22 protein-coding genes and 1 pseudogene are annotated in these 24,997 nt (G+C 63.5%); 14 read left to right on the top strand and 9 right to left on the bottom strand.

Annotated features, from left to right (window positions below; genetic code table 11):
* The first annotated feature begins 374 nt into the window (after nt 1–374).
* From G6N35_RS18925 to G6N35_RS18885, 9 genes are all read left to right on the top strand, one after another.
* Nucleotides 375–1,835, top strand: a complete 1,461-nt coding sequence (locus G6N35_RS18925) for a hypothetical protein (protein WP_163805631.1) — start codon at nt 375–377, stop codon at nt 1,833–1,835.
* Nucleotides 1,832–4,450, top strand: a complete 2,619-nt coding sequence (locus G6N35_RS18920; RefSeq protein WP_163805630.1) for a phospholipase D-like domain-containing protein — start codon at nt 1,832–1,834, stop codon at nt 4,448–4,450. Before G6N35_RS18925 ends, G6N35_RS18920 begins: the two co-directional genes overlap by 4 nt.
* Nucleotides 4,451–5,134: 684 nt before the next feature.
* Entirely contained in the window at nt 5,135–5,419 is a 285-nt protein-coding gene (locus tag G6N35_RS18915; RefSeq protein ID WP_163805629.1) for a hypothetical protein, read from the top strand.
* 331 nt (nt 5,420–5,750) lie between these two features.
* Nucleotides 5,751–5,963 carry a hypothetical protein gene (locus tag G6N35_RS18910; protein ID WP_163805628.1) on the top strand — a complete coding sequence of 71 codons (213 nt, stop codon included), beginning with the start codon at nt 5,751–5,753 and terminating at the stop codon, nt 5,961–5,963.
* 44 nt (nt 5,964–6,007) lie between these two features.
* Entirely contained in the window at nt 6,008–6,232 is a 225-nt protein-coding gene (locus tag G6N35_RS18905; RefSeq protein WP_246224377.1) for a VOC family protein, read from the top strand.
* Between the two features lie 166 nt (nt 6,233–6,398).
* Nucleotides 6,399–7,058, top strand: coding sequence for a DUF6308 family protein (locus G6N35_RS18900; protein WP_163805627.1), 660 nt, complete (start codon nt 6,399–6,401; stop codon nt 7,056–7,058).
* Between the two features lie 398 nt (nt 7,059–7,456).
* On the top strand, nt 7,457–7,642 hold the full coding sequence (locus G6N35_RS18895; protein ID WP_163805626.1) for a hypothetical protein: 186 nt from the start codon (nt 7,457–7,459) through the stop codon (nt 7,640–7,642).
* Between the two features lie 279 nt (nt 7,643–7,921).
* Nucleotides 7,922–8,971: a hypothetical protein gene (locus tag G6N35_RS18890; protein ID WP_163805625.1), complete on the top strand. Its 1,050-nt coding sequence runs from the start codon at nt 7,922–7,924 to the stop codon at nt 8,969–8,971.
* Nucleotides 8,972–8,974: 3 nt separating this feature from the next.
* The gene (locus G6N35_RS18885; protein WP_163805624.1) at nt 8,975–10,753 is read left to right on the top strand and encodes a hypothetical protein; all 1,779 of its coding nucleotides are present in this window, start codon (nt 8,975–8,977) and stop codon (nt 10,751–10,753) included.
* A gap of 470 nt (nt 10,754–11,223) precedes the next feature.
* Here the strand turns inward: G6N35_RS18885 and G6N35_RS18880 are convergent, their stop codons facing one another.
* Nucleotides 11,224–11,631: a VOC family protein gene (locus tag G6N35_RS18880; RefSeq protein WP_246224376.1), complete on the bottom strand. Its 408-nt coding sequence runs from the start codon at nt 11,629–11,631 to the stop codon at nt 11,224–11,226.
* A 221-nt stretch (nt 11,632–11,852) separates the two neighbouring features.
* On the opposite strand from G6N35_RS18880, the gene G6N35_RS18875 reads away from it, so the two are divergent.
* Nucleotides 11,853–12,341 (top strand): ATP-binding protein, encoded by a 489-nt coding sequence (locus G6N35_RS18875; protein WP_220098510.1) that lies wholly within the window; start codon nt 11,853–11,855, stop codon nt 12,339–12,341.
* A gap of 390 nt (nt 12,342–12,731) precedes the next feature.
* Nucleotides 12,732–13,244: a GNAT family N-acetyltransferase gene (locus G6N35_RS18870; protein ID WP_163805623.1), complete on the top strand. Its 513-nt coding sequence runs from the start codon at nt 12,732–12,734 to the stop codon at nt 13,242–13,244.
* A 330-nt stretch (nt 13,245–13,574) separates the two neighbouring features.
* On the opposite strand, the gene G6N35_RS18865 is transcribed toward G6N35_RS18870, so the two are convergent.
* Entirely contained in the window at nt 13,575–14,303 is a 729-nt protein-coding gene (locus G6N35_RS18865; RefSeq protein ID WP_246224374.1) for an IS110 family transposase, read from the bottom strand.
* Nucleotides 14,304–14,363: 60 nt separating this feature from the next.
* Between G6N35_RS18865 and G6N35_RS18860 the strand changes: the two are divergent.
* Nucleotides 14,364–14,665: pseudogene (locus G6N35_RS18860) on the top strand (decaprenyl-phosphate phosphoribosyltransferase); the annotation flags it as partial.
* A gap of 99 nt (nt 14,666–14,764) precedes the next feature.
* Here G6N35_RS18860 and G6N35_RS18855 read toward each other — a convergent pair.
* From G6N35_RS18855 to G6N35_RS18840, 4 genes are all read right to left on the bottom strand, one after another.
* Nucleotides 14,765–15,595, bottom strand: coding sequence for an HAD family hydrolase (locus tag G6N35_RS18855; protein WP_163805622.1), 831 nt, complete (start codon nt 15,593–15,595; stop codon nt 14,765–14,767).
* 151 nt (nt 15,596–15,746) lie between these two features.
* On the bottom strand, nt 15,747–16,616 hold the full coding sequence (locus tag G6N35_RS18850) for a leucine-rich repeat domain-containing protein (protein ID WP_163805621.1): 870 nt from the start codon (nt 16,614–16,616) through the stop codon (nt 15,747–15,749).
* Nucleotides 16,617–16,795: 179 nt separating this feature from the next.
* A complete protein-coding gene (locus G6N35_RS18845) occupies nt 16,796–18,712 on the bottom strand; it encodes an HNH endonuclease (protein ID WP_163805620.1) in 1,917 nt (638 codons plus the stop codon).
* 789 nt (nt 18,713–19,501) lie between these two features.
* On the bottom strand, nt 19,502–19,693 hold the full coding sequence (locus G6N35_RS18840; protein WP_163805619.1) for a hypothetical protein: 192 nt from the start codon (nt 19,691–19,693) through the stop codon (nt 19,502–19,504).
* An 84-nt stretch (nt 19,694–19,777) separates the two neighbouring features.
* Here G6N35_RS18840 and G6N35_RS18835 point away from each other — a divergent pair, with 84 nt between their 5' ends.
* Entirely contained in the window at nt 19,778–20,566 is a 789-nt protein-coding gene (locus tag G6N35_RS18835; protein WP_163805618.1) for a maleylpyruvate isomerase family mycothiol-dependent enzyme, read from the top strand.
* Nucleotides 20,563–20,976 (top strand): DUF7715 family protein, encoded by a 414-nt coding sequence (locus tag G6N35_RS18830; RefSeq protein WP_456093993.1) that lies wholly within the window; start codon nt 20,563–20,565, stop codon nt 20,974–20,976. Before G6N35_RS18835 ends, G6N35_RS18830 begins: the two co-directional genes overlap by 4 nt.
* Before the next feature lie 288 nt (nt 20,977–21,264).
* Here G6N35_RS18830 and pip read toward each other — a convergent pair whose 3' ends face one another.
* From pip to G6N35_RS18815, 3 genes are all read right to left on the bottom strand, one after another.
* Nucleotides 21,265–22,239: a prolyl aminopeptidase gene (pip, locus tag G6N35_RS18825; protein ID WP_246224372.1), complete on the bottom strand. Its 975-nt coding sequence runs from the start codon at nt 22,237–22,239 to the stop codon at nt 21,265–21,267.
* Between the two features lie 127 nt (nt 22,240–22,366).
* Nucleotides 22,367–23,560 carry a cytochrome P450 gene (locus tag G6N35_RS18820; protein ID WP_163805616.1) on the bottom strand — a complete coding sequence of 398 codons (1,194 nt, stop codon included), beginning with the start codon at nt 23,558–23,560 and terminating at the stop codon, nt 22,367–22,369.
* Nucleotides 23,547–24,956: an ABC1 kinase family protein gene (locus G6N35_RS18815; protein WP_246224370.1), complete on the bottom strand. Its 1,410-nt coding sequence runs from the start codon at nt 24,954–24,956 to the stop codon at nt 23,547–23,549. Before G6N35_RS18815 ends, G6N35_RS18820 begins: the two co-directional genes overlap by 14 nt.
* Nucleotides 24,957–24,997 lie beyond the last annotated feature (41 nt).

The following is a 24,997-nucleotide window of genomic DNA, read 5'->3' as shown; positions in this document are numbered from 1 at the left end:
GAGTAATGCGGGATGAAGGCCAGCTGAGCTCTAGCTGATTCGTCGACGAGTTCTCGTGGTGGCCTTCGTCAAGGTCGAAATGTTTGGGAACGGTTTCACCTCCAACGCACATCGTCACTGCCGGCCGGGGTCTATGACGTCTAGGGGTCGTTCTATCAATCTGGTCCGTGCGGGCCGTCTACTTCGCCGTAGGCCAGTTTCAGAAATCCTGGACATTCGTCAGGTGGTCTCGCCAATTGCTCAACCTTCCGCCCTAATTGGGATTGGTGGGCCTGCAGAGGGGGCTATGGTTCATAGCTTGTTGGGGGTGACCGCTGAACGGCGAAACAGCATCCGGGCTATCGACCGAAGGGCCGGCGTGGTCGGCGCCCGGGATGAGCAAGCGAACGAGCCGCTACCCATTGGCCGTCGAAGCGCCCGTGCTGCGCATGGTCGGTGTGCTGGTGCCCGGTATCTCCACGCTGAGCGATAGCGCTTTGCACTTTGCGTTGTACTGGGCGCTTGCTGATTTTGCTTCTGCGCACGACTCCGACGCCGCCGGTTGCCGAACTTTGATTCGACGTGCGGAGTCGGCCCTCGCCTGGGCGTCGCTGATTTCCCCGACGATCGGCGATCTCTCTGGGCCTGGCCACTTACACGGCGCGGACACGGTGCGGAAGCTCCTCGCCGACGGTCTGGCTGACCGGCTGAGTGAAGTCGGTGTGCAAACATACTCGGATCGAGCGTCAGGCTTCTGGTCGCAGTACAAAGGGCCGGCTAGCACCGTCGGTCTCGTGACTACGGACAAGAATGCGCTGCGGGTGGGTCGGCGTCGTTGTCCGGACGCAGTCTTGGACATGTTCGCTCCGCTCACAGAGATCATCGCGACCCGTCCCGTTACCAATGACGATCTTTCGGAAATCCTTCCTATCGTGCACGGCGGGCCATCCGCACCGTATGTAGCCCCGCTGCGCGAGGTCATGACCGCTAGTGGAGCAGCCGAGTGGACAGGCGATGACCAAACTCGCCGCGCGACACTGCGGATCTTCTGCCGCGCTGTGCACTTGCGGCCTGGACAAAGCGATTGGCGTCGAATTGCCTATGATGGCATCGCCTACGGTGAGCAGCTGTCCACAGACGTCATCTTCCAACAGGAGAGTGCCCGGGCTGCGGCATGGCGGGGACTGCTGCTGCGGCACCGGTTCGTGGGCGCCTGGCGACTGTGGTGGGCACGGCTGGTCGATGAGGTGCGTGAGGCACCAGAGCCCGTGCAACGAAACCAACTTCACGACTGGGTACGTGAACAGATGCCAGAAGGGCAGCTGGGCGCGTTCCTGGCAGATCTTCCGCCGACCGTGGATGCTGCCGGCCACCCGCTCCCGGCCGAGGACGACTTAGCCGACCGCGGAGAGCTTGAAACAGCGCTCGCCACGTTGCTGTTGGGCGCTCGCCGCTTGGGTGAACTCGAAGGGGAGGCGTTGGCGGCCTTCCGCGGTGGACGGCAAGCGCCGCGGCGGGCATACCTCGACCCACTATGGGTGGGTTCTCGCGCGTCCGAGGCATCACACGAAACGGTGCGGGACTTCGCATCGCTGATCGTTGACGACATGCTCGCGCAGTCGCATCGCATTGCGCTGAGCAAGCTCGAGGTCACTGCGGGCGGTCGGATCGTGCTCCCGACGAAACTCGGTGAGCGAGAGGGGCGGTACTTCGCGCTGGGGACCGAAGGCGCATACAACATCGGATTTCGAGCTGAATCCCTGGGCCGGATCGCTCACCAGCTCGGCATGCTGTCCTCGGACGCCGATGGGTTTGCCGTTACCGAAGTGGGTAGCAGCGTGATGGGGCTGCCGTGAGCGAGCGGGTGCAGTTCGACTTCTGCTCACCGTTGACACTGCTTCAGCAGTGGCACGACCGTGCGGACGGCGCCGGACTGCGCGAAGTGTTGCTCACCGGCTACACCCTGGATCTGTTGTTTGTCGAGCAGCGGGCGGTTGCGTTGGCTCGTGGCATGGGCGCACGGGTGACGATTCTCAGCGATGCTCATCACGCCGTTCACGACCCTGTCGACGTGCGGCGTGCCGGCCGCGCTTATCAGCACGCACACGCAGTTTGTACCGGCGCGTTCCACCCGAAGCTCGCAGTCCTCGTCGGTGAGAACGACGTGTGGGTGGCGATTGGCTCGGGTAATCCGACGACCGCCGGGTGGGGCCACAACGACGAACTCTGGATTGTGTTGCGCGGGAGCCGATCACACGGTCCGGCAGCATTCGTTGACCTCGCCGACTGGCTGAAGGAACTTGCCGACCATCCGGCCGTACACATGCCGAGCTGGATCGCTGCCGTCGTCACTCAGATCGCGGACATGGTCCGCCCACAGACAGTCGAGAACTCGGCGGTGCGGATTCTTGGCAATCTCGACCGCCCGATTCTCGACCAACTGCCTGATCTGGCGGTGGATGCGTTGGGTGTCAGCGCCCCGTTCCTCGACCCCGATGCCGCGGCTCTCGCCGCCCTGGTCTCTCGACTGAAACCCAAGTCGCTGACGGTGGCGCTGCAACCTGGACTCAGCAGCTACGACGGCGGCAAGGTGGCCGCAGCCGCACGCGGCGTTAATCAGGTCGAATTCCGCTGGCTGTCTGAGCAAGGTAGGCGCCTCAGTCACGGAAAGCTCGTCGAGTGGTGGACAGGCGATGCGCTCAGCGCCATGGTGGGCAGCCCGAACCTCAGTCGGGTCGCGCTACTGATCGCCACCCGCGACGGCGGGAACTGCGAACTCGCCGCTGTTAGTCCGGTCACCGATTCGCTGCTGCCCCAGGGGGTCGCGGTGGAGGAATCTGAAATTCGGCTGCGCCATACCATTTCGCCCATCGACAACCGCGCGACCGCAGTCGTGACGTTGCTCGGAGCACGGGCCAGCGACGGTGGCATCTCCGTCGAAATGATCTGCCGCAACGCCGCGCGAATCACGATTGAGATGGCGTCGACAGCCGCACCCGGACAGTGGCGTTCGTACCACACACTCGAAATAACTGAGGACCGCCGGGGCGCCCTCGTTGCAGAGTTTCTGGCACCAGAATCGGCGGGAGCCGCTGTTCGAGCGACCGCCACGATCGGCGATCAGACAATAACCAGTTCAGTGGTGTTCCTGACAGACACCGCAGCGTGCCTGCCGCGAACGGGCCAGGCTTCGACACCCCGGCTCACACGCGACTACACGACGGTCTTCGCCGATGATGAGCTGCGAGCCCGGTTTGAGAACGACCTCCTGAAGTTGTTGCAGGCCAATGCTGCCCACCGAGCTGCGGCACCCTCGGGCGTCACGACCCCGCGCGACGTCGCCGTGGACGACAATGACCGATGGGGGGCCTGGCTCAACGATGTTGAGGCAGCGCTGGGACCGGCACTGACAACAGGACTGTTTCCCGCAGCCCTGGCCACTACCCGTACCTCCGACTCGACCTGGGCTGTCGACTCCACGGTCTCCCTGGACGCCGAGGAACCTCCCGACGACGAGCGCGAAGGCGAGAACGAGGCCGCCGACGACCTCTCGGATCGTCGCCCCCCGCCGGACATCCCCGCCGAACAACGCCGACGGATGCGGGCTTGGGCGTCACGGTTACGCCGAGGGGTCACCGCTAATCCGGCGCCCGCCGTCGAACTTCGCATGCTGGTATCGCAACTGCACCTCGACATGCTCGCCGCAGGAGTGTGGGGGCCGGACGACGAAGAGTGGGCCGACCAACTCGCCGACGTCCTGATCACGACGCCACCGACGGCAGCGGATGACCTGCCAGACAGGGTCGAGCCATACGTCAGCGCCCTCATCGCCGTAGGTTTGGCGCTACTCGCTCAGGACGCCACGCTGCACGGAGGACGGCCACGCGACATCGTTCTGCAGCGAGCGTGGACAGCGATCGGTGACCATGCCGCCGACGCCGACCCAGAACTCATCGAGCATTACCTGTATCAGCCAGCGCAGTGCTTCAGCCGTGTCGCAGATTGGCAGGACGTGGAGAGGGTCATCTCGCTGGCAAAGGCGTCCCGGGAAGACCCCTACGCCGAACTTCTCGCCGCCTTCGAGGCTGAAGGGATCGCCGTGGACTTGATCAATGCGGCATGGGTTGCCGATTGCGGGAACCTAGTCCCGAGGCGTTTCGCGGCCCGGATCGCCACACTCGTCGAGCGTCACCAGAAAACCTACGCCGTCGTAGCCCGGGGTGCCCGGGGCAGCTGTGTCCTGCTGTGTCACAACAACACCCTCCTGCTCGCCGAAACACGCTCGCAGATTTGGAGGATCTTCCGGCGGCCATCGCCGCTAAGCACTCCAACGACAATGCTCGCGGAGGGACTACCGGCAGGGAGTAGCTATCCGCGAGGTAAGAGCCCGGAGAAAATGCCTGAAAGCGTTGCACAACTGGCTAACTCAATTGGCGTGAACATCGCGATGATGCTGGCTGCGCTAGCCTAAAGAGGGTCGTGATCCACGCGGGTGCGTGGAAGGCGCCGCGAAGCTTACTGAAACTAACCGTCTGACCCTTTGAACCAGGAAGACCGACCTAACCCCCGAAGTCGGCATGGTTACCTTCCAGCCCCTGGAAATCTACTTACTGCTGGCCGATGTTCGTGAAGCTCCGCTTCACGTGCGCAGGAATGGCCGACATCAACGCAACGGGCTGACCAAAGGCCGTGACACGAACTTCGCACTGAACACAATCAAGCGCCGCTTCGATGATCGCTATCTGGGTCGCGGACGTCGTGCTCAACGCGGTCCTGGTCCACGATCCAATCAAGATCATCTGGCCCGTCGAATACTTCGGATATGTCACACCAGGTCCGCCACTCCCGCGGTGCCGGAAACTTGTCGGACGCCATCGTATCCACCGCCTTCTGCCTCGGCCCGTGACTGCCCTAACCGACATCCAAGGGTAGCGGCGCCGGCCACGCGAAGCGGTCGTTGCTATGTGACTATCGCTCGTCGGTAACCCGACGGGGATCGATCATCTCGATGCGCAAGCGGATTCTGTATCTCCCGTTGGGTGAGTCGGAGATACGTCGCTGGCTTCAGATCGTGCCGCGAGCCCAGATCGTGAACAGCAGGTGGGCTGCCGCCGCTGCCTCTCACGTGTCACCCCTGCGGGTGAGACTGACGTGTGTGAGTGACACCGAGCCGCAGTGGCGGCACATCTGCGAAGTGTGCGGGGTCGAGAAAATCCTGACCCCGGGAGATGCATTCAACCTCGGATGGGACTATCCGCCGCGGATGGGCCAGTTCGGGGTCGTTGGCCCCCGCTGTTGCCCGAATTGCCCCAACGTCGGAACGGTTTGGTGGGCTCTCGCGATAGACGGCTATACCGAGGACATGCTGACCGAAGAGCAGCGGGAGACGGTCAGACGCATCGCCGGTGAGCCGCAATCTATTGCGGTACTCAGTGATTGACTCGCAACGAGTCCTTGACGTGAGCCGTCGGACAGCGGAACTCGTTCGCCAGCGGTACCGTCTGCTCTCCCTAGTGCCTCACGGAGGTGTGTTGTGGCACAACGAAAACTGAAGAAGGTGGTCGTGTCGGGCGAGGCCCTCAGGAACGCTGGTCGCCGCGCCACGAAAGCCTCGGCCAAGCTGGCAGGCAGGGTGGTCCCGGCTGACCATCGTCGGAGTGCGGCCGTTAAGGCATATCTCGCCAGACAGCAACCGGGGCAGCGTTGAGCTCGTAGAGCTGTCGGTCCTGGCCAGTACGGTCCCGATGCGGGCACTTGGGAAAGGGGCGCGGATGGGTGATGACTGGATCGCCGCGCGGCAGTTGGTGTTCGTCGCTGTCGTCGACGAGACAGACACTGCTGGACGTTGGAAAGCGGTGGCGCTGGCATCAGTCGGCGAAGTGGCTGCGACCGCCCACCAGGTACACGGATCAGCAGCCCAAGATTTCCTGAACCAGCGATTGGCAGCTGTGCTCGACCGACGTCGGCAGATAGCCGAACCTTGACGTGAATCCCCAGTGATATTGGATCGAGTGGTTCAGCGTTGCCCGTGGCCGTTGATCTTCGTGAACTGACGCTGTTCGTCAGCGACGTCGATGCGACCGCGCGCTTTTATGAAGCGATCGGATTGGCGTTGTTCTGCATCGAGGAACCGGAACATCCGCGCCACTACGACGGCGAACTGGGGCTGCAGCTGTGGCCGGCGACCGCGCGCCGCCCGGTAAGCTCTGTGCAACTCGGCTTCGTGGTCGAGGATATTCCGGCCGCGGCTTGACGCCGCCGGAGCGTCGTGGACCTGCGACCTGCCAAACTTCGTGCGCACCTCGGACCCCGAGGGCAACAAGATCACCTTGACGCAGCGCCGCTGACGTAACGACCCGACAATGTCGGCCCGCCGTGGTTACCTACCCACCGGAGCGTCGCCTGCAGGGAGAGCCAGAATGGCAGAGTTCGAATACACACAGTGGCGTCATCGGTGGCCCGAAGTGGTTGTCCAGCGCCGTACCGACGAGGCTGTCGAACTGTTGAGGCGCTACTACGCCGTCACCGCTGCCGGACGACCGGCCTATTCAGGATCGCAGTTCGAGGCAATGGCCGCGCTGAACAGTGATCCGTATTCGATTGGGCCAGCGGACTTCACCGCAGCCTCGATGCTTAGCGTCGATATCCCTGCCCAGGCGGCGATCCGCCTGTTGGGTCGCGACGCCTGCGACATCACCGCTCTGCTGCAGGACATCCCGGTGGACGTCGACATCATCGACATCGACCCCGACGACCTTGTGGCCGGTGGGCCTGGCAGCCGGTTGTGGCAGGTGCTGCGCCGAGGTAACGACGGTATGGGAAGAACCCGGACCAGCAAGCTCATCGCTGCCAAACGTCCACGGCTCATCCCCATCGGGGACAGCTTCGTTGAGCAGGCCACCGGCCTGGACACCGTGGACTATTGGCGACAGTTCCAAGCGGTGCTCGCCGCCGACGACCGAGCGATATGGACGTGGTTGACGCAGATCCGCAGCGGTGTGCCGAATATGCCTGCTGCGGTGTCGAATCTGCGGATCCTCGACGTGCTGCTGTGGATGACAGTCGATCAGCAGCGTTAACGGGTGTGCGACGGTAACGGCACCCAGGGGCCGCCGCCCGGGTCACGGCAGTTTTCCGTGGAAAACCATTGGCACGCAGCCCTACTGACTGAAATGTGATCTGCAACACATTTATTCGGCTCTGCGGGGATCTGGTAGCTCTGGGTCCCGCTTATGTTGTGGTGGGCAGTGTTGCATTTCGTAACCGGCATCTTTCGACCCCGCTGCACGTCAGGGTGCTGCGATCGTTACCGCTGGTGGAAACGTCTCCTGCAGAGGGAAATTGCTATGTGCCGTCCGAAATTCAGGATGCGCCGGATGCCCAGACACGCGCAGATCATGGCTACCGCGATCACCTCAAGTAACGGTTTAGCTTCAGCCATGCCGGTGCTGTACCGGCAATCGAGCGGAGGCGGGCAATGGACAGACCACACACCAGGGTGCGGGAGCGGGTCCGGGTCGAGTTACGGCTGCCACCTCATGTGGCCCAGATGATCTACGACCGTGCCCAACACTGGGATGTCTCACTGTCCGAGGCCGGTTCGCGTCTGATCCAGATCGGCCGCGATGGCTGCGACAAGGACGCTACGGACTTGCCCCGCTAGATCGCGCGTGGCCTGACGTGCGCTGGCCATCTGGCTGAGTGCCCCCAAAGTGAGGAGGAACGGCTACCAGAAACTGTTGACGTAAGGCACTTTTCGTCGGAAGTCCGTTAAAAACGGGAAAAGCCGGGCGGCAACCCGGCTCTCCGTCCGCCGCAAGTTCGCGGCGACCTCGTTCCCTTGGAACCTTTCCCAGATCCACTCAGGAGGAACTTTGTTCATTTCATCGTGTTCGCATGCGCATGTCAACGGCTGTGCCGGTGTGTCGCGGGGCGTGTGCTGATGGGCCGCCACGGCGCCATGGCCTCCGCCGCCGACGACCCGGAGCCGGAGAAGCCAGTGTCCAAGACCGGACACGACCGAGCCGACAGCCAACGCCAGGTGCTCGCGCCGTTCCACCACGACATCGACGAGCAGCGCTATCGAGCGTTGGCGGGCCTCACCATCAGAGGCGTCGATCCGCGCTACCTGGCGCCCGCGCTGGAATCAGCCAAACGCCTGTGGTGCCGTCTGGGTGACTTCGCGCCGTCGACCGACCGAATCTCGGCCGCCCATCTCGCCCGCTATCTGGCGTTCGAGGCCGAACGCGTCGGCACCTTCGACTACCGAACAGCGTTGCGCCGAGCCAACGTCGACCGGCATCTCATGGACATCGCCACCCGGAAAACCAACCGGTCCATGCGCACCATCAGGTGGATTCTCTATGACGCCGGCCGATTGGTGCACCCCCGGGAATACCCGGAGGCACGCACTCTGCCCGCGCCACGCACCAAGAGAATCGACGCGGCCGCACCGCAGGACATTCGTGACTGGTACACCCTGGCACCGACCCTGCCGCATTGGCTCCGACGACGCCTCACGCTCTTACTGGACCTCTGCTACGGCGCCGGCGCGCGGCCGCCCGACTTCAAAGTCTTGCGCGGCACCTCCATCACAAGCGAGACCATCGACGGCCGACCCATCGCCATCGTGCGCTTGCAGAACACAGCTGGCGGTACACGGCTCGTTCCGGTAACCGATCCCGGCGTCTCCCGCCGTCTGTGGGCCCTTGCGCAGAGCAAGGGATCGGACTACCTGTTACCGGCCACCACGGGAGAAGTGGAGCGCAACGCGACCAACCGCATCGGCGAGCAACTCCGCGCCCGCGGTCACGGGAACATCAACGCCGCCGCGCTGCGTAACCGCTGGATCCTCGACCTCGCCGACCGCGTCCCAGCAGCACTTCTGCTGCAACTCGCCGACGTGGTCGACGTTCAAGTCCTCGCCGACCAACGCACCCAACTCCCCACCTACGGCATCCATCGCGCGATCGCCCTCATGACAGAAAGCTGAACCATGATCACCGACTTCGAAAAGTCATACCGCCTGTCAGACAACCTCTTCCGTGAGGCCAAGGTCATCATCGAACGATCACAAGCGGCGGAGATGATCAACGATTTCCATGACCAGCACCGCGGCGCCGGTGGACAAGACTGCACCGGAATCGCCTACACCATCTCCGCCGTCCTCGTCGCCGCCCTGGGACTGTTGATGCTTGGGCGAACCCCGACCTACAAGGCCATCCAGCAAGCCATCGGCGACCTCACCCCGCGACAACTCACCGAAGTCGGCATGGCAGGACAAGACACCTCCCGCATCTTCGCCGACCGCGCCGAGCAACGCCGCGAGCGGACACGCTTCGTCGCCTGGCTCAACCGCCGCCTCGCACCACTCGATCCCAGCCCCGACCAACCAGCACGACGAATCACCAACGCCGAACACCGCCGCATCATCGCCCACCGCAGCACCGAACAACGCACAGCGAGCGTAGAAGCCACCGAACGCCTGCGAACGGTCATGAATCGCATCGTCTTCGGGTCCATCGTCGATCCGCGGCCACCCGAGGCCGTCGGCGACATCGTGGCCGACGAGACGATCTTCGACCTCGCCGGCCCCTCAGCTGGGCTGGGGATAAAACCCGACAAACAGCGCGGAGCCGCATACTTCGGCAGCTACTACTCCCGAGACAAGCACTCCACCACCGTGTATCAAGATGCCAGCGGCGGCGGAAAGCGTGGCTTCGGCATCGGACTGACCGCCGTGATACGCGTTGGACCACCGGACCAGCTACACGCAGTCGCGCCCGTCATCATCGGGATGGACGTCCATCCACCCACCTCCGGCAGCGTCGATGGACTCGACGTCGCTATCACTCACGCCAAACGCAATGGCCTTGACACGCGGCGTGCGGGACGGGCACGCCTGCCGCGTCTCACTACGGATATGGGCTACAACCCCAAAGACGGCTTCGCACGCCTCATGCTCGACCAGCAGTACGCAGCCGTCGTGCGGTACCCACAACACTGGACACTCACCGATACCGCGGCCAATCCATCCGGCGCCACCACAGACGTCCCGCCGGGACCCATCCAGTTCGCCGGCTCGTTCTACTGTCCGGCCGCGGCCGACCTACTTGCCCAACACCACATGCCCAAAACCCGCAACCTGCTGGCCGACAACGGGTGGGAGGCGCACGACCGCCGCCTGGCAAGTGTCCTGCCCTTCCTGATGGGCCTGAACTCCCGGCCGCGACTGAGCCGACCACGTGGACGCCCACCCCTGGGAGTCGAACCAAGACTCGACGTGAAGGCGGAGCTGGTCTGCCCTGCCGTGCAGCTGCGCGTCCAATGCCCACTTAAACCGGCGTCGATGACACGCGCCGCCTTCGGCGCCCCGACAGCAGCGCCGACCTGGCAAGCAAGCGATCGGCAATGCTGCGCCCAATCGATCGTCACCGTCACCTTGACACCCCGTCAGCTCAAGAAGGCCCAATGGGGACCGGTCGGCGCCAGTTGGGAACACACGCTGTACTTCGAGGCAGCGCGCGCTCGAACCGAGCAGACATTCAGCATCTTCAAGTCGGCCCACGTCACCAAGCTCGTCGACCTCAAGTGGGGTCCCCGGCGCGAACCCATGGTCAAGCTTCTGTTGGCGCTGGCCGTAGCCAGCACTAATCACCGCATCCAGAAGAGTTACCGGTCACGCCCGGCTCGCGCAGAATCCATTGACGTCCGATGGCGCCAACTACGCCGCCATCTCGGACACGAACCCGCGAAGACACCACCCCTGACCTGACGAGACCCAACCGCAGCGGGCCGCGCGAACCTCGTGTCGGCCCGCTTAGGCATGCCCAACGGGTCCAGATAAATCCCGGCCAAAAATTACCGGTCAAGGGAAGATCGCCGACTTCGCCGTCTCCCGCGGCAGATCCGCGACCCTGCGTCGGCGCTGAACTCGCACAAGAAGCCGCACCATAGCCTCGTCAACCGGCACCGCGGGGTCATCCACTTAGCGCCGCGTGCGCCGGATAAATCACTGGAGATTCCACATAAAACCGCTGGAACCGATTCCGCGAAGGGCGCTCTGAACAGCTGAAACGTACCGCACACATTGAGCGGTTCTACGAACTGCGACCACAAGGTCACGAACTCGGAAGAGTTCGTGACCTTTGTGTTTGGCGATAAGACGGACGAGTGTGGCTGTCTCGTTTCTCTGGATGTGAGACAGCGACACCTCCGAAGTCCCCCCGCACGCACCAGCGCAAGTCACTTCTCGGTGTAGGTCGACGACTGGTAACGGACGATGCAGAATTCGTTGCCTTCCGGGTCTTGCAGAACGACGACGGTGCCTTCCGGATACTCGTGGCGCTCACCAGTCGCGCGACCACCAAGATCGACCACACGCTCAATCGCCTGGTCGACGTCATCAACCGTGATGTCTAGATGGATGCGAACCTTTCCGCGCTTGGGCTCCGTGACCGGTTGGAAGTTGATCCGAGGCTCATCGTTGCGGGACTTCAGCTGAACCCATCCCGGAAGACCGGGCTCAAGCTCGCGGTCGAGTAGCTCACCCCAGAACGCGGCGAGCCGGTCGGGGTCCGTGCAGTCGACCGTTAGACCACTCCACCGAGTTCGCATCACTAAGTGAATCAGCTCGGGGCTCGATTCGACCACGCGTGGAGACAGGAAATGATCGACCTCGTTTCTCTACGTGCGAGATGCACGCACGCCTTGTGGAAATTGACCAACTTGCCCCTGGTACAACACCTCACGCGCGGGCTATGCGGTGACATCGGACTTACTGTCGATTCGTAATTGTGTGGATTAACGGCGCTCACGGTGCAGGCAAGACGACGACCAACGCTTTGGTTCAGAAGTTGTTGCCAAACTCACGCGTGTTCGACGCAGAGAAGGTTGGCGAGACCCTCATGGACATCACGCCGGGCTTGCCCGAAACTGATAACTTCCAGCACTGGCCACCGTGGCGCCCACTTGTTGTGGAGACCGCTCGCCGGGTCCTCGAGTACACCGGGGGCACCCTGGTGATGCCGATGACGGTGCTCATCGAGCAGTACTGGCGAGAAATTCACTCAGGACTCACCCATTACGGAATCCCGGTGCAGCACTTCGTTCTTCACGCCGATCAGGAAACACTTCGCCGACGCATCGAGGGAGACATCGAGGGTCCCTCGTCGTTCCGGCTGATCAATCTGCCGGTGTACGCCGAGGCGGCTCGGACATGGCTACACGCCGAGGCCCACGTCGTCGACACGCAAGACGCCACCGCCGAACAAGTTGCCCAAACCATCGCGGACGCAACCAAGATCCGAGACAAGACCTCCGATCGGGATAAGAGTCAAGCGCTGGCATGTCGCAGTCGTTGACCATTTCGGGCACTCGGTCCGTCGCTCGGGGACTCTATGCCGACGATTCGGAGTGTCTGGCAGGTCGCCGTGCGTGCTGGTCTAGTTTGCAGTGATGAGCGAACGATGGCATGTCGCTGGGGACGTTAGGTGACCATCTGGACGCGGGAGCGTGTCCTCGAACAGTCGGCGTCGTGGGTGTCGCCATGGCGCCCGCCGGGGTCCACTCATGCAGTGGTCGAGGGCTACGAGTTCTATCTCCTGGGTTCGGAAGCCACTGTGATGGCCTGTCCCGCAACGTCGCCACATTCTCGCGCAGGGATTCGGGACGCACTCGGCGCGGCTGCCCGCTGCGGCGCCAAATCTTTGGAGATCACAGTGTGCCCCGATCATCCGGGAGGTGACGCAGCGTTGGAGGAGCTGGCAACGATGTCGGCGGTCGCCCTCGTCGAGGTCTTCGACATCCTGGCGGTGGACCTGTCGGGCTCGGCTGCCGCAACCGTGTCTGAACCAACAGATGTTGACGTGGTCGAGGTGGGGTCTTTCGAGGAGGTTGCTGCGTTCGAACGCACGTCTGCCTTGGGGTGGGGGTATCCGCTGCCGTCGGAGGACGACATCCGCTTGGCCCATCGCAAGGTGACGCCGGGTTCGTTCCTTGCCCTTTGCGCCGGCGTTCCGGCTGGGACGGGCGGTTTCACCCTCGCGGAGCCGGCCGCGCGGTTGTGGGGTGCAGCCGTGGTACCGGCGATGCGGGGTCGAGGCGTCTATCGTGGGCTGGTTGCTGCCCGACTCGGCGCAGCCGCTGCGCGGGGCGCGACCCTCGCATTGGTCCATGCCGGACCCATGTCCTCACCCGTCCTTCAACGGCTGGGATTTCGAAAGTTTGGCGAGCGCCGCACGTTCCGTGTCGACGTCGACTCTTGACGCATGCGTTGGGCGGAACGACCCGCTACGCCACGGCGTCACCGAGCGCAGTAGGGAACGCCTGAGCTTCGTCGAAGCTCAGGCCACCTTGCAGGCAATGGTAGAGCTGGCCGAGCAGCTTGTTGAACAGGGGCCGCATCGCTGCGGCGTGTCGATCGCCGTGGTCTCGGCGGCGCCGGTAGTGATCGCCAGAGGCTTCACTGTTTGTCGAGGCCGCGAAGGCCCAGATCCAACCGACGGCGGCGAGCCTGTCGTTCTTGATCCGGCGGTGCGTGATCGATATCGACCGCCCGGAAGCCCGGGTGACTGGTGCCGATCCTGCGTAGGCCTTCACGCACGTGCGTCGGCGAACCGGGCCCGGTCGTCACCAATTTCAGCGAGAACTCGGGCGCCGGTCGAATCGGCCAGACCCGGGAAACTGGTGATGATCGCGTGGTCAGGATGGGTCTGGAACAGCTCAGCGGCCGCCTGGCCGAGCTCGTCGACGTTGGCGCAGGCGGTGTCGAGAACGGCCAGCAGCGCCAGCGCGTGTTTACCCAGCGCCGCTTCGATGCGAAGTGGTTGGCGCAGTTGCGGTGTGCGCACGTTGGCTTTGATGTCGTTGGCGGCTTCGTCGATGCCTCGACTGCGTCCGGCACGGCGCAGCGCCGCGGAGATCCGGGTTACCGTCAGCTTCATCGCGTGGGCCGGTGTGGGCGCGACCGCCAGTATGGCGCGGGCTTCGGGCCTGCTGATACCCAGCGCAAACCGTCCGGTGAACGTGGCCAAGAACGTGGGATAGAAATCCCGCAGCAGCGAGCGTAATTCATTGTGAGCCTTGGTGCGTGCCCAGATCGCGTCCTGGTGCGCTCGGGCCAGCACCGCGATCGCTTGGCACAGGTCACTATCGGCCGGCAGGCAGTGGTGCAGGTGGGCGTCCACGCGCAGGATGTGCGCCAGCGCCATTGCATCGGCGTGGTCGGACTTCGACCTCGCCAACGAGTGACGTTCTCGATATCGAGCGACCGCGAGCGGGTTGATCGCGTAAACCGCGCGCCCGGTGGCACGTAGCGCCGCCACGAGTAGACCGCGCGGGGTTTCGATCGCTACCGCTATCGGGTCTTCGCTGTTGTCGCCCGCGGCGCCAAGATTCGCAAATCGCTGGAGAGCTACACCAGCACCTACCTGCGATTGGTGTGGACCGTGTCCGCCACCGCTGTCGTCGTGTTCTACGGACTGTGGGCGTTCGAACGAGACGGACATTCCGGGTCCTGGTTTGCTGTTTCGATGATCCCCATCACGATCGCGGTGCTGCGCTACGCCGTCGATGTCGACGGCGGCATGGCCGGCGACCAGAAGAAATTGTTCTCCGTGACCGCCTACTGCAACTACTGGGCGTCGCGTGGATCGCGATACTGAGCGTCGCAATCGCCCTCGCTTGAGTGACTTACCTGAGACAAGAACTGAGCAGTCCACACTCTCTAGTAATTAGACGAGGGCCATCAACCCATGTCAGCGCACCGAGTGATGCACATCGGCAATTAGCGGAACCATCTCGCCAATAGGGTGGCCAAGCCATCGTCGGCGGCCGAGGGGCAGACCTCGTCGGCTACCGCCTGCACCGAAGCGGGAGAGTTGCCCATTGCCACGCCGTGAGCAGCCCAGGCGAGCATCTCCATGTCGTTGACACCGTCACCGACAGCCAACGTCTCCGATGCAGCGACCCGCAACTGCACGCGCAACCGCTCCAACATCGCTGCCTTAGTCACCCCCGCGCTAGTTAGATCAGCCAGCGGCTCATCGGGATAGCAACAGCACTCGACGTAGGGAATCGCTTTGTTGGACAAAGCATCCGCCAGTTCGCAGCCGCGGTGTCCGGGCCAGTGCACAGCCAGGCGGGTTGTCGACGCAGCTACCAAATCATCGATCTCGACCAGAGTGACCGCCCCATAATGGGTGTCGGCGTCGTCGACAAGACCCGTGGCCCACACCCCGACACCGGGGTCCTCGGCCACGAACACCGCACCGGGCAGCCGCTCGCGCAGGTGTGCGATCGGCACGGACAGGGAGAACGAGACCTGTTCGATGACACGTCCGGTCGCAGCGTCGATCAGCACCGCCCCGTTAGAACAGACCGCGAAGCCGGCCGACATCTCCAATTCCTGCAGGAACGGCAGCGTCGCGGCGGACAAGCGCCCCGTGCACAGCACCACGTGAGCGCCGCTTTCGGCGACGGCGCGCACCGCAGCTCGAACAGCCACGCTGATGCCCTGGTGTGCTCCACGATGAGTATCCGACGCCGCGTGCAAGGTGCCGTCGATGTCCAGAACCACCATCTCCGGACGCCCCGCGGCGAAATCCCCCGATGCCACAACACAATGGTGCCCCACGAGGGCCGTGGATACGGCTCGGTCCCCTACGCAGCTGAGACAGAATCTGAGCCGTCCACATTCTCTGGATATGAGACAGCAGGTGCATTATCGGCGCTCAGAGTGCAGTTTTGGTCGGGGTGGCGGCTTCTGGTTATTGCCAGAATGGGGGTTTTCCTTGCGCGAGCCATCCGGTGCAGGTGTCATGCCAGGAGTTGGCCTGTAGTGCGGGCAGGTCGGTGACCGAGAGCTTGCGGAGCTTGGGCGCGGTGAGAACCGTGCGCAACTCGCGGAGGTGAGTGAGGCCGTGGATGTGCAATTCCGCCAGCTGGGTTAGTTCTGACATGTCGAACAGATCGGTCACTGAGGTGAGGCCGGCGAAGTAGAGGTATTCCAGGCTGGTGGCTTTAGCGAGAGAGGTGAGGTCCGCCAGGCTGCGGACTTTGTGAAAGGCCAGCCAGGTGAGGTTCGGCAGCGCGGCCAGGGCGTCGATATTGGTGATGCTGCCAAGGTTCATCGAGAATTTGGTGACTGAGGGCGGCAGGAAACTGAGGTCTGGCAGCTTCCCGGCGTACCCCATTTTCGCGTAAGTGACCGAGGTGAGGTTGGCCAGAGCCGACAGATCGCGGTAGTGCCCGTCGAGCCACAATTCTCGCAGTGTCACTAGCTCGCCAAGGGGTGCGGCCGACAGTTTAGCGTCGGGACGCATAACCGTTAGTTTTTTGACGTGGCGCAGCGATTGGATGCCGTCGAAGGACTCCAACGGATGCAGGTTGCAGGTGAAGCGTTCCAAATTCGGGAAATGACGCAGGAATCCGAGGCTGGTGATGGGGTGGGGGGCCGAGGAGAGTTGTAGTGCATAGAGCTTCTTGTCGGGTTGACGTTCCAGCACAGCGGCCAGCGCACGGTATTCCTCATCAGCCAGCGGCTCCGAGAAGAGAATTCCTAGACAGTCTTCGGGCATTGGTTCGAGCATCTGCGGCGTCAGAGGAGATGTGACCTCCCGGTTGTACTCTTTGCCCACTTCGTCGCGCTCCTATCATCCATTTCATTTACGTGCGCAGCTTGCCCGAATCACCCTAGGTGTGCGTTGTCGCACTTGAACATTGCGATGCCGCCCTCCGACGATCGTCAATCGTTGAGGTCGAAGAACCGCCCAGCGTGGTGTCTCGACGTGCTGCGCCGCCCGGGTTTGGCGTTGTGCTACTTCTGACCTTTGCGGTGCTTCTTGGTCGTGCTTTGTTTCTTGACTTTCTTCGGCTGTTGCTTCTTGGTGGTGCGATGGGTTGAGCCATTGCTTGTTGAAAAGGTCTTATTTGGCCTGGTTGATGATTCCTCGCCGTTATTCTCTGTAGCGTTGTTGGCCGCTCTGGCGGTGTTGAGTGCTGCATTTCGGCGCCGATCGGTGAACGACTGTGTGGTGTCGGCCCGGATGCCACGGTGCTGCCCCGGACGGATATTGGAGGTCCGGACGACACCATCAGGTTGGGTCCCGTGGATCCGCTGGTACTCAGAGATCGCCAGACGTGATTCGTCCGCAACATCAGCTCTCACTGCTTCCCATTCGTCGGGGTGCAAGCCTGATTTGGCGCCGTTACAGAGTCGGCACGCAACCATGGCATTTTCTTGGACACCATCCCCACCGAGTTTGCGCGGGTAATAATGATCGATCTGAGCGCGGTCGGGCGGCACCTGGTCACCAGCTTGCGTGCGGCCTTCCTGTCGGAACACACGCGATCCGCAGTAATCACAATGGAGGTTGCCCCGAGCATCGGTGGCATCGGCGTAGGCCTGGTCCTTGACCGCATCAGGGAACTTGGTTCCGGTGACGGTCGGAGCTGTCGAAGGAGGCCCCGTAGGGATCTTCGGGGTACTGACACCGGGCTTTGGGGTCGCTGCGCCGGCGATGTCGTTGGCCAGTTGCGGTGACGGGGTGGGGGTGACCGGTTTGACTACGGTGGCGTCTCGCAGGGCGCCTTCGGCGACGTCGTCCCCGATTTTCTGCGCCCCGCGTTCAACGACGGCGGTCAGGCCTTTTTGGACGGCGCGGGCGGGGCTGATGTAGTTGGTGACCTCCAGGGCATCGCCCGCTAGCCCGAGCATCTGATCGGTGGGATCAGCGGCCGCGGCTTTCTGCACCAGCCCCGTGGTACCCGAGAGGACCAGGCTGGCGCCGAAACCGGAGCCGACCCCGGTCACCATAAGCGCGCCGCCACCGATGATTTCGGCGGATTCGACCGGGTTGTTCTTGATCCCGGTGACCAGTGCACTGCCGGCGGCTTGCAGAGCCGCGCCGTTGGCGCCGCTGGTACTGGCGTGAGTGAACGCATCACAGGCCGAGATGCACGGGTCGGCATACACCGGCCACACCGTGGCGGCATCGGGACGGATCACCTGGGCCAGCAGATACAGCCCAGGCCGGATCCGCTGTGTCACAAAAGCACTCGGCACAGGAGTGCCGTGGCTGTCACGAGCCTGCGGTGCGGCGATCGTGGCTATGGTGGTTGCCGCTGGGGTGGCCTGGTTGACGGTGATGGTCCCGTCGGTGTGGGCCAGCATCACCGTGTCAGGTGGGGTACGTAGAAACATGGGAACGGTCGGCAGCGCCTGCCCATCGGCGGTCGCAGCCCCCGAAGCTGCCGTAGCGTTCGCGGCAGGCTTGGGGATGCGGGTGATGGTGCGGCCCCCCGTGCCTTTGTTTTCGGCGATCACGCTGAAACCGGCGCCGCGATCGGGGTAGACAACTTGCCCGTCGGGCGTGGGCTCGCCGGCACCCAAACCGGCGGGCAGCACCAGTTGCACGCGACGCCCATCGGTGGTGGGCAAATCCCACCCGGCTACCGGATCGGTCGGGATGTTCGCCGAACGTGCCGCCGCACTGAGCGTGTCGTCGGAGGCCATGGCCGTCCCGGTGAATGCTGAGGACGCCGTGGAAGCCATCGTCTGCGCATCTGCCGGCGACGGCTTCTCAGCGGTAACAGGATGGTCAGGCGATGCGACAGGGGCCAGCCAGTGCAGTCCAGCCACGGTCAGGGCCACTACCACAATCATCGCGAAGGCGGGCTGCCACCAGCGACTGGTACTCCACCACGGCCGGTCTCCCGGCAGGAAGCCATTCATGAGCCACTCCTTCTACATCTCTTCCACCGCCCGCCAGCTACGGCGAACTCCTGCAAGGTGTAGTCGGGACCCAACCCCAAGACCGAACGTCCAGACAGCGGTGATCTAGCCCACAGCAACCAGTGTCAGCCGCTTACAGCGCGATCCGACAACAGGTCCCGAGCCCAGAAACCCGCGGGCACAACCACAGGAAAGCCCGATCAAAGCGGGTCAGGACAATCGCCATCACCGCAGCTCAAGCAAACACCCCACGGCTGAATCAAAATGTTCCCGACCTACCGACCGCTCGCCGGGCTGAGCAAACCACAAAGCCCCTCGATGTCCGAGACAAGAAATGAGCGGCCCACAATCTCTAGATAGGAGCTACGTGGTGCTGAACAAGCATGTTCTCTAAAAGGAGGGGCGACACAGCTATTGTTCCTGGTGTTGCCACCAGCAAGAAGGCGACAGAACTCCGGGAGGCGCGCGGTATGGGAGAGCAAGGTCAGAAGCGCCGGGCGACAGTGTTTTTCAGCCTTTTCTATGACCGCAGACTCAGGCGGAGGGCCGCAAGCCTGTACTACTGGATAGCGGCACTCGTATTCGCTGGCCTCGCCGTGTGGGTGCTCACTCCCTATGCGCCCTTTACTCCTGACAGTGCCGGAATGTCAGCATCCATGAAGATTCTGACGACAGGTCTGGGGTCAGTAATCCTCTTCGGGTTATCAGTCGTGCACGTGGTCTTGGCGAGACGCGTGAACGCGGATTCGCGCTAAGCCTCAGCGGACAAGCACTATCCGTCAACTGGATTCACGCCAGACCGCTAGGCAGCGCCAGGGCCGGACTGGCCAGGCTGATCCTTGGGATAATCTTCGCTTCGATCACGTTGTCCGACCCCTCGACCACCTGCGGCCCCACGGGTGCGGACTGGTGAGACAAGATCTGACCCACCTCGTTTGTGTAATTCGAGACAGCCGCGAGCGTCCCGAAGGTGTTGCCCACCGACCAACCCGCCGACGCCCCCGACCCTCTTAGGAGTTGCTTAATTATCTCTTAAGTTCCTTATTTTCTGTGTAGGGTCGCCCCATGACCTTCCGCGAGGAACAGCGGGGCGACGGCACGTGCGCGCAACACAGCCATAAACCCCGGCTGCCACCCACCCCCGATGCCACAACCGCGTACCACATCGTTTACGAGCGTCTTGACGCTCTGCTCCGCGGGCGTGGCGACGTGGAATCGCTACCGGTACCGGCGTGTCCGGGCTGGAGCATCCGCGAGACGGTCGCGCACCTTGTTGGCGTTGCGCAGGATGTTGTGTCGCTCAACGTGGAAGACAAAGCCGCCGACTCTTGGACCCAAGCGCAGGTCGAACGCCTAGCCGGGCACAGCCTCGACGACCTGCTCGACCAGTGGGGACACACGATTGATTCAGTGGCCTCGACCTTGGCCATGGCTCCAGAACTCTCGGCGCGCCAACTGGTCTTCGACGCTCTCACCCATGAGCACGACATCCGAGCCGCACTCAGTGAATCCGGTTCGCGTACAGGCGATCTCACCTTCCAGGTCGCCCTCGGTTTCGTCACCACAATGGGAGATCAATTCATCCGCCAAGGACGATTGCCGACCCTTGAACTGACCACTCCCACGATAGGAACCGTCCAGCTCGGCCCACCGGACAGTGGACGCGGTCAACTCGCCCTCCAACTCTCCGATTTCGAAGCCCTCCGATCCTTTGGTGGCCGGCGTAGTGTCCGCCAACTGTTGGCGCTGCCCTGGCGCGGCGATCCCGCCCCTGTGCTCCCGGCCTTCACCAAGCTACTTCCGGCCTTCACCAACGATGGTGTGCGCCCCCCATCCCACGACCTCTTCGAATGACATCCACGATGAAAGTCCTTGTCGCCAAGCGACCCACGCCGCCACTCCAACACCACGACGCATGGTCAGCCATGCGGGAAGAAATCGTCGTGGCACCATTCGTGTGCCCCGACCACGACTTCATCTGCACCCGTGTACACCAGGGCATCGTGTCGCACGGCTACTCCACCAAGGCTGAAGTACGAGACGTCGACACGACATCAGAGGCCCTAGTCGCGGCCTGCAGGTTCCACCTCGACTTCAGTCAATGGGCCGCCGTCGTCGAGGACCCGGCCGAACTGGAGCTCTTAGCCGCCGACCTCATCGACACCATGGTTCAAACCGCATCCCAACACCCCACCGGCACCGTGCTGCACATGACGTTTGACCGTCCAACCTCGACCTGGCTCTATACGACGGTGACGACGTGAGACAGAAACCGCGCCTCCACCTGCTCTCGATCCGAGATAGCAACTCCTCCGAATTCCCCGCACGCGCCATCGCGATTCACTTCTCGGTGTCACTCGACGACAGGTAACCAGCGATGCAGAGATCCTTGCCTCTCGGGTCTTGCAGAACGACGACAGTGCCTTCCGGAATTCCATTCAACCTGGCGGACGCCGATTTCGTTTTCGGTGGCGGATCCCAGAACCGAACGGTTGCGCAGATGTTGATTGCTGCCCTGCCTGAGGCAACCTTGTGTGGGCCTGCTGGATGTTTCATCGTGGAGCTATCTCGGCGAACTCGTTGAGAGCGTCGATGCCATGGGCGGCCATCGCGCCGCCGGATTCGTGGCCCATGCCGGCCACGATATGCAGTCGCGCTGCGGGCCAGGCTTGGGCGAGGTGCCAGGCGATGTCTGGTGGACCACTGAGGTCGAGGCGGCCGTGAATCAGCGCCGCCGGAAGATGAGCGATGCGGGTGACGTTGTCGAGTAGCTCGCGCTCGCCGCGCCACGCGGCGTGACGCCAGTAGTGAGTGACTAAGCGAGCGAAACACATTCGGAAATCGGGGTCAGCGTTGACCAGTCGGGGCCGCGGCTGTGGTTCGAGGTTGACGTGGGCGTCTTCCCATTCACACCAATCCAGGGCTGCCTTGTACCGCACGGCGGGGTCATGGTCGTCGAGCAGCCTGCAGTACGCCTCCACGAGGTCGCCGTCGCGGTCAGCTTCGGGTACCCCGTCGCGGAATCGGGCCCATTGAGCGGGAAAGAGCCGGCCAACATCGCGGGTGATCCAGCGGACCTCGCGTGCTGTGGTGGTCGTGACCGCCGTGAGCATCAGCGCCGCGACGTGCTCAGGGTGTTCCTCGGCGTAGGCCAGCGCCAGCGTCGTGCCCCATGACCATCCGGCCAGCACCCAGCGCCGCACGCCGAGGTGGATTCGGAGTCGTTCGATGTCGGCGATCAAGTGATCGGTGGTGTTCGTTGCAAGATCGACTGCACTGTCGCTGGCGTGGGGCGTGCTTCGCCCGCAGCCCCGCTGGTCGAACAGCACGACTCGATATTTGGCAGGGTCGAAAAGTTGTCGCATTCCGGGCACGCACCCCGACCCTGGACCACCGTGCACCGCCAGCGCCGCGACACCTTGTGGATTACCCGAGCTCTCCCAATAGATGCGGTGGCCCTGGCCCACATCGAGCAATCCCGACTCGTAGGGTTCATTCAGCGGATACAGCGACAACTCCCCTGCCACGACTCTCGACCCTATCCGCCAGTGCAAATCCTCAAGGACCTCATCGCATCTGGATCGACGGCCGGGGCTGTTCCTAAGCTCGCGGTGTCTCATTTCTTTGTCTCGCACCACACGAGGCGCCTTTGAGCTAGGACGCAGGACTTGAGGCGTTGAAGCGGATGGGGAGTGTCACGGGTCCTCGGATGGCGGGTGTGTCGCGCCAGGTTGGTGGGCCTTCGAGTGTGGGGTGTCGTTGCAGGATGCTGTGCAGTGCTGCGGTGGTTTCCATTCTGGCCAAGGTCGCGCCGAGGCAGTAGTGGACGCCGTAGCCGAAGGTCAGCGGCGCCGGTCCTGGCCTGCCGGGCTGGAATACGTCGGGGCCGGGGTAGATGGTGGGGTCGCGGTTGGCGGCCGCGACGCAGACGAGTACTGCTTGGCCGCAGCGGATGTCGATGCCGGCGAGTGTGTGGTCGGTGGTGGCGGTGCGGCCGATGGCTTGTACGGGGCTGTCGAGGCGTAGGAGTTCGGTGATCACGGCCGGATCGGTGGGGTCGATGGGCTCGGCGAGGTGGTGACCGTTGTTGTCTGGGGTGAGTAGTCGCAGAAGGCTGGTTCCGATGAGGTGTGCGGTGGTTTCGTGACCGGCGACGGCGATCAGGATCGCGGTGATGACGACTTCGTCAAGGGTGAGGTTGGGGTCGGCGGCGAGGAAGCTGAGGAGGTCGTCGCGGGGGTGGGTTCGGCGGTCGGCTGCAGCGGGCAGCATGGCGGCGAGCAGTGCGACCGACGCGGCGACACCGTGTTCGAGTTGCTCGTGGGTGGCGAAGCCGCCGAGCACACTGATGATGGTCGATGAGTGTTCCTGCAGGGCGGCGCCCTGGTCGCTGTCCAGGCCCAGCCAGGCCCCGATGACGGCTGCCGGCAGCGGCCTGGCGATGTGGGTCATCGCATCGAAGGTCTGGTGGGCGGGGATCGCCGAAACGGTGTCGTGGCAGAGTGATTCGATGCCGGCGTGCAGTCCGGTGACGGCCGAGCGACTGAACACCTCGCGTACCGCTGTGCGGAGTCGGTCGTGGTCGGGCCCGTCGGTGAACAGCATGTTGGCGTCGATCATGGTCGAGTTGAGCAGCGGCCCCGCGCTTGCGTTCGGGTTGGCTCGTGGGTCGCTGGTCCACTGCGCGCCGGTGAGGGCCTCGCGGGCGGCGTGGTAGCCGAGGATCAGCCACGCCTGGGCGGTGTCGTCCCAGACCACGTCACCGGCCTCCCGCTGGCGGCTGTAGAACGGATACGGGTCGGCGGCATCCCAGGGCAGCCGCGGGGATGGCCTGTCAGTGTTGGTCATGGTGATCCAGCCCGCAGGGCAGTCCACGCCCGCGTAGCCAGGCGTGGTGTTGTCTGCCGAGTTCGGTTGTGGGACCAGCAATTCCGTCGAGGTCGTCGGTAATCGCCCGCACGGGTAGCGTCGCGTGCAGACCCGCCGCGATGTGGGTGAAGGCGATCCCCATCCGAGGCAGGAACACCGATTCTGGCGTCACCTGTACATGCGCGGCGGGCAGGAAGTCATCGTGTCCGAAGAATCCGCGAAGACTCTGCGCCATGAATTCCGTGGTGTAGGTGACGGGTTGGGGCTGGGTGATCTCGCGGGTCATGTCGGCCACGATGCGTCGCACATCGTCGCGGCTTATCGACGAATTGGCGGAGAACATGCCGAGCTGGGTCATCAGGTCGAGGCAGTCGTCGTAGCGTTCCTCGATGCCGGCTCGCACGACGGCCCAGAACAGCCAGCGCCGCCGCTCGGTGAACGTTTGCACACAGCCGAAGTCCAGGAACCCGACGGTGCCGTCGGGGTTGAATCGGAAGTTGCCGGGGTGCGGATCGGCCTGGGCGAGGTTGCTGTGGCGGGAATTGCCATTGAGGAATCGGAAGATCGCCTCCGCCCACCCATTCTTCAGATCCTGGTCTGCCTGTTGGGCCTCAGTCCAGGACAGTCCGTCGAGGTAGGTCATGGTCAGTACCCGCTCGCTCGATGCCGTGGTGATGACCTCGGGGATGCGGATGAAGGGGTGGCCGCGGTAGAGGTCGCTGAACGCGGTGATCATCGCGGCTTCGTGGCGGTAGTCGACTTCCTCGCTGATCCGCGCGGCGACTTCGGCGGCCATCTCCCGGACGTCGAGGACCATGCCCGAGGCCGCGGTCATGAACCGCAGGAACGTCGCGAGCAGCTCGGTGTTGGCCAGGTCATCGCGGATGGCCTGCGCGACCCCGGGATACTGGATCTTCACCGCCACCCTGCGCCCATCCCGCAGGACCGCCCGATGTACCTGACCCACGGAGGCCGCCGCGATCGGGATCTCCTCGATATCGGCGAAAAGCTCCATCGCAGAACCGAGTTCCTCGCGAAGAACAACGCGCATCATGGCCGCCGGCATGGGCGGCGCATCGGTCTGCAACCGCGCGAGGGCCTTCTGATAGGGCGCGAAGCCCCCGTTACCCAGTGCGCTGGCGTCCACCATCGACAGGATCTGACCCGCCTTCATCAAGGCGCCCTTGGAATGTCCCAGCAGATCGGCGTAACGCTCGGCGGTCCGTTCATGAAACCGCTCGATCGCACCATCGTTACCCGCGCGCTCGCGGAGGCCAGCGACCAGGCGCCCGCCAGCAGCGCGAGCAGTAAACCCGGCCAACGGCATGGTCCGCCGCACCCGGCCCCGCGGCACCGGCCTGTCGTCCTGTGGCATCGAATCACTCCCCGGAAACTCACTCGCGCGTAGTAAAGTGT

The organism is Mycolicibacterium anyangense (assembly GCF_010731855.1).
Classification (GTDB): domain Bacteria; phylum Actinomycetota; class Actinomycetes; order Mycobacteriales; family Mycobacteriaceae; genus Mycobacterium; species Mycobacterium anyangense.
The sequence above is the reverse complement of the archived record's forward strand: the minus strand, read 5'-3'. Positions and strand labels throughout refer to the sequence as shown.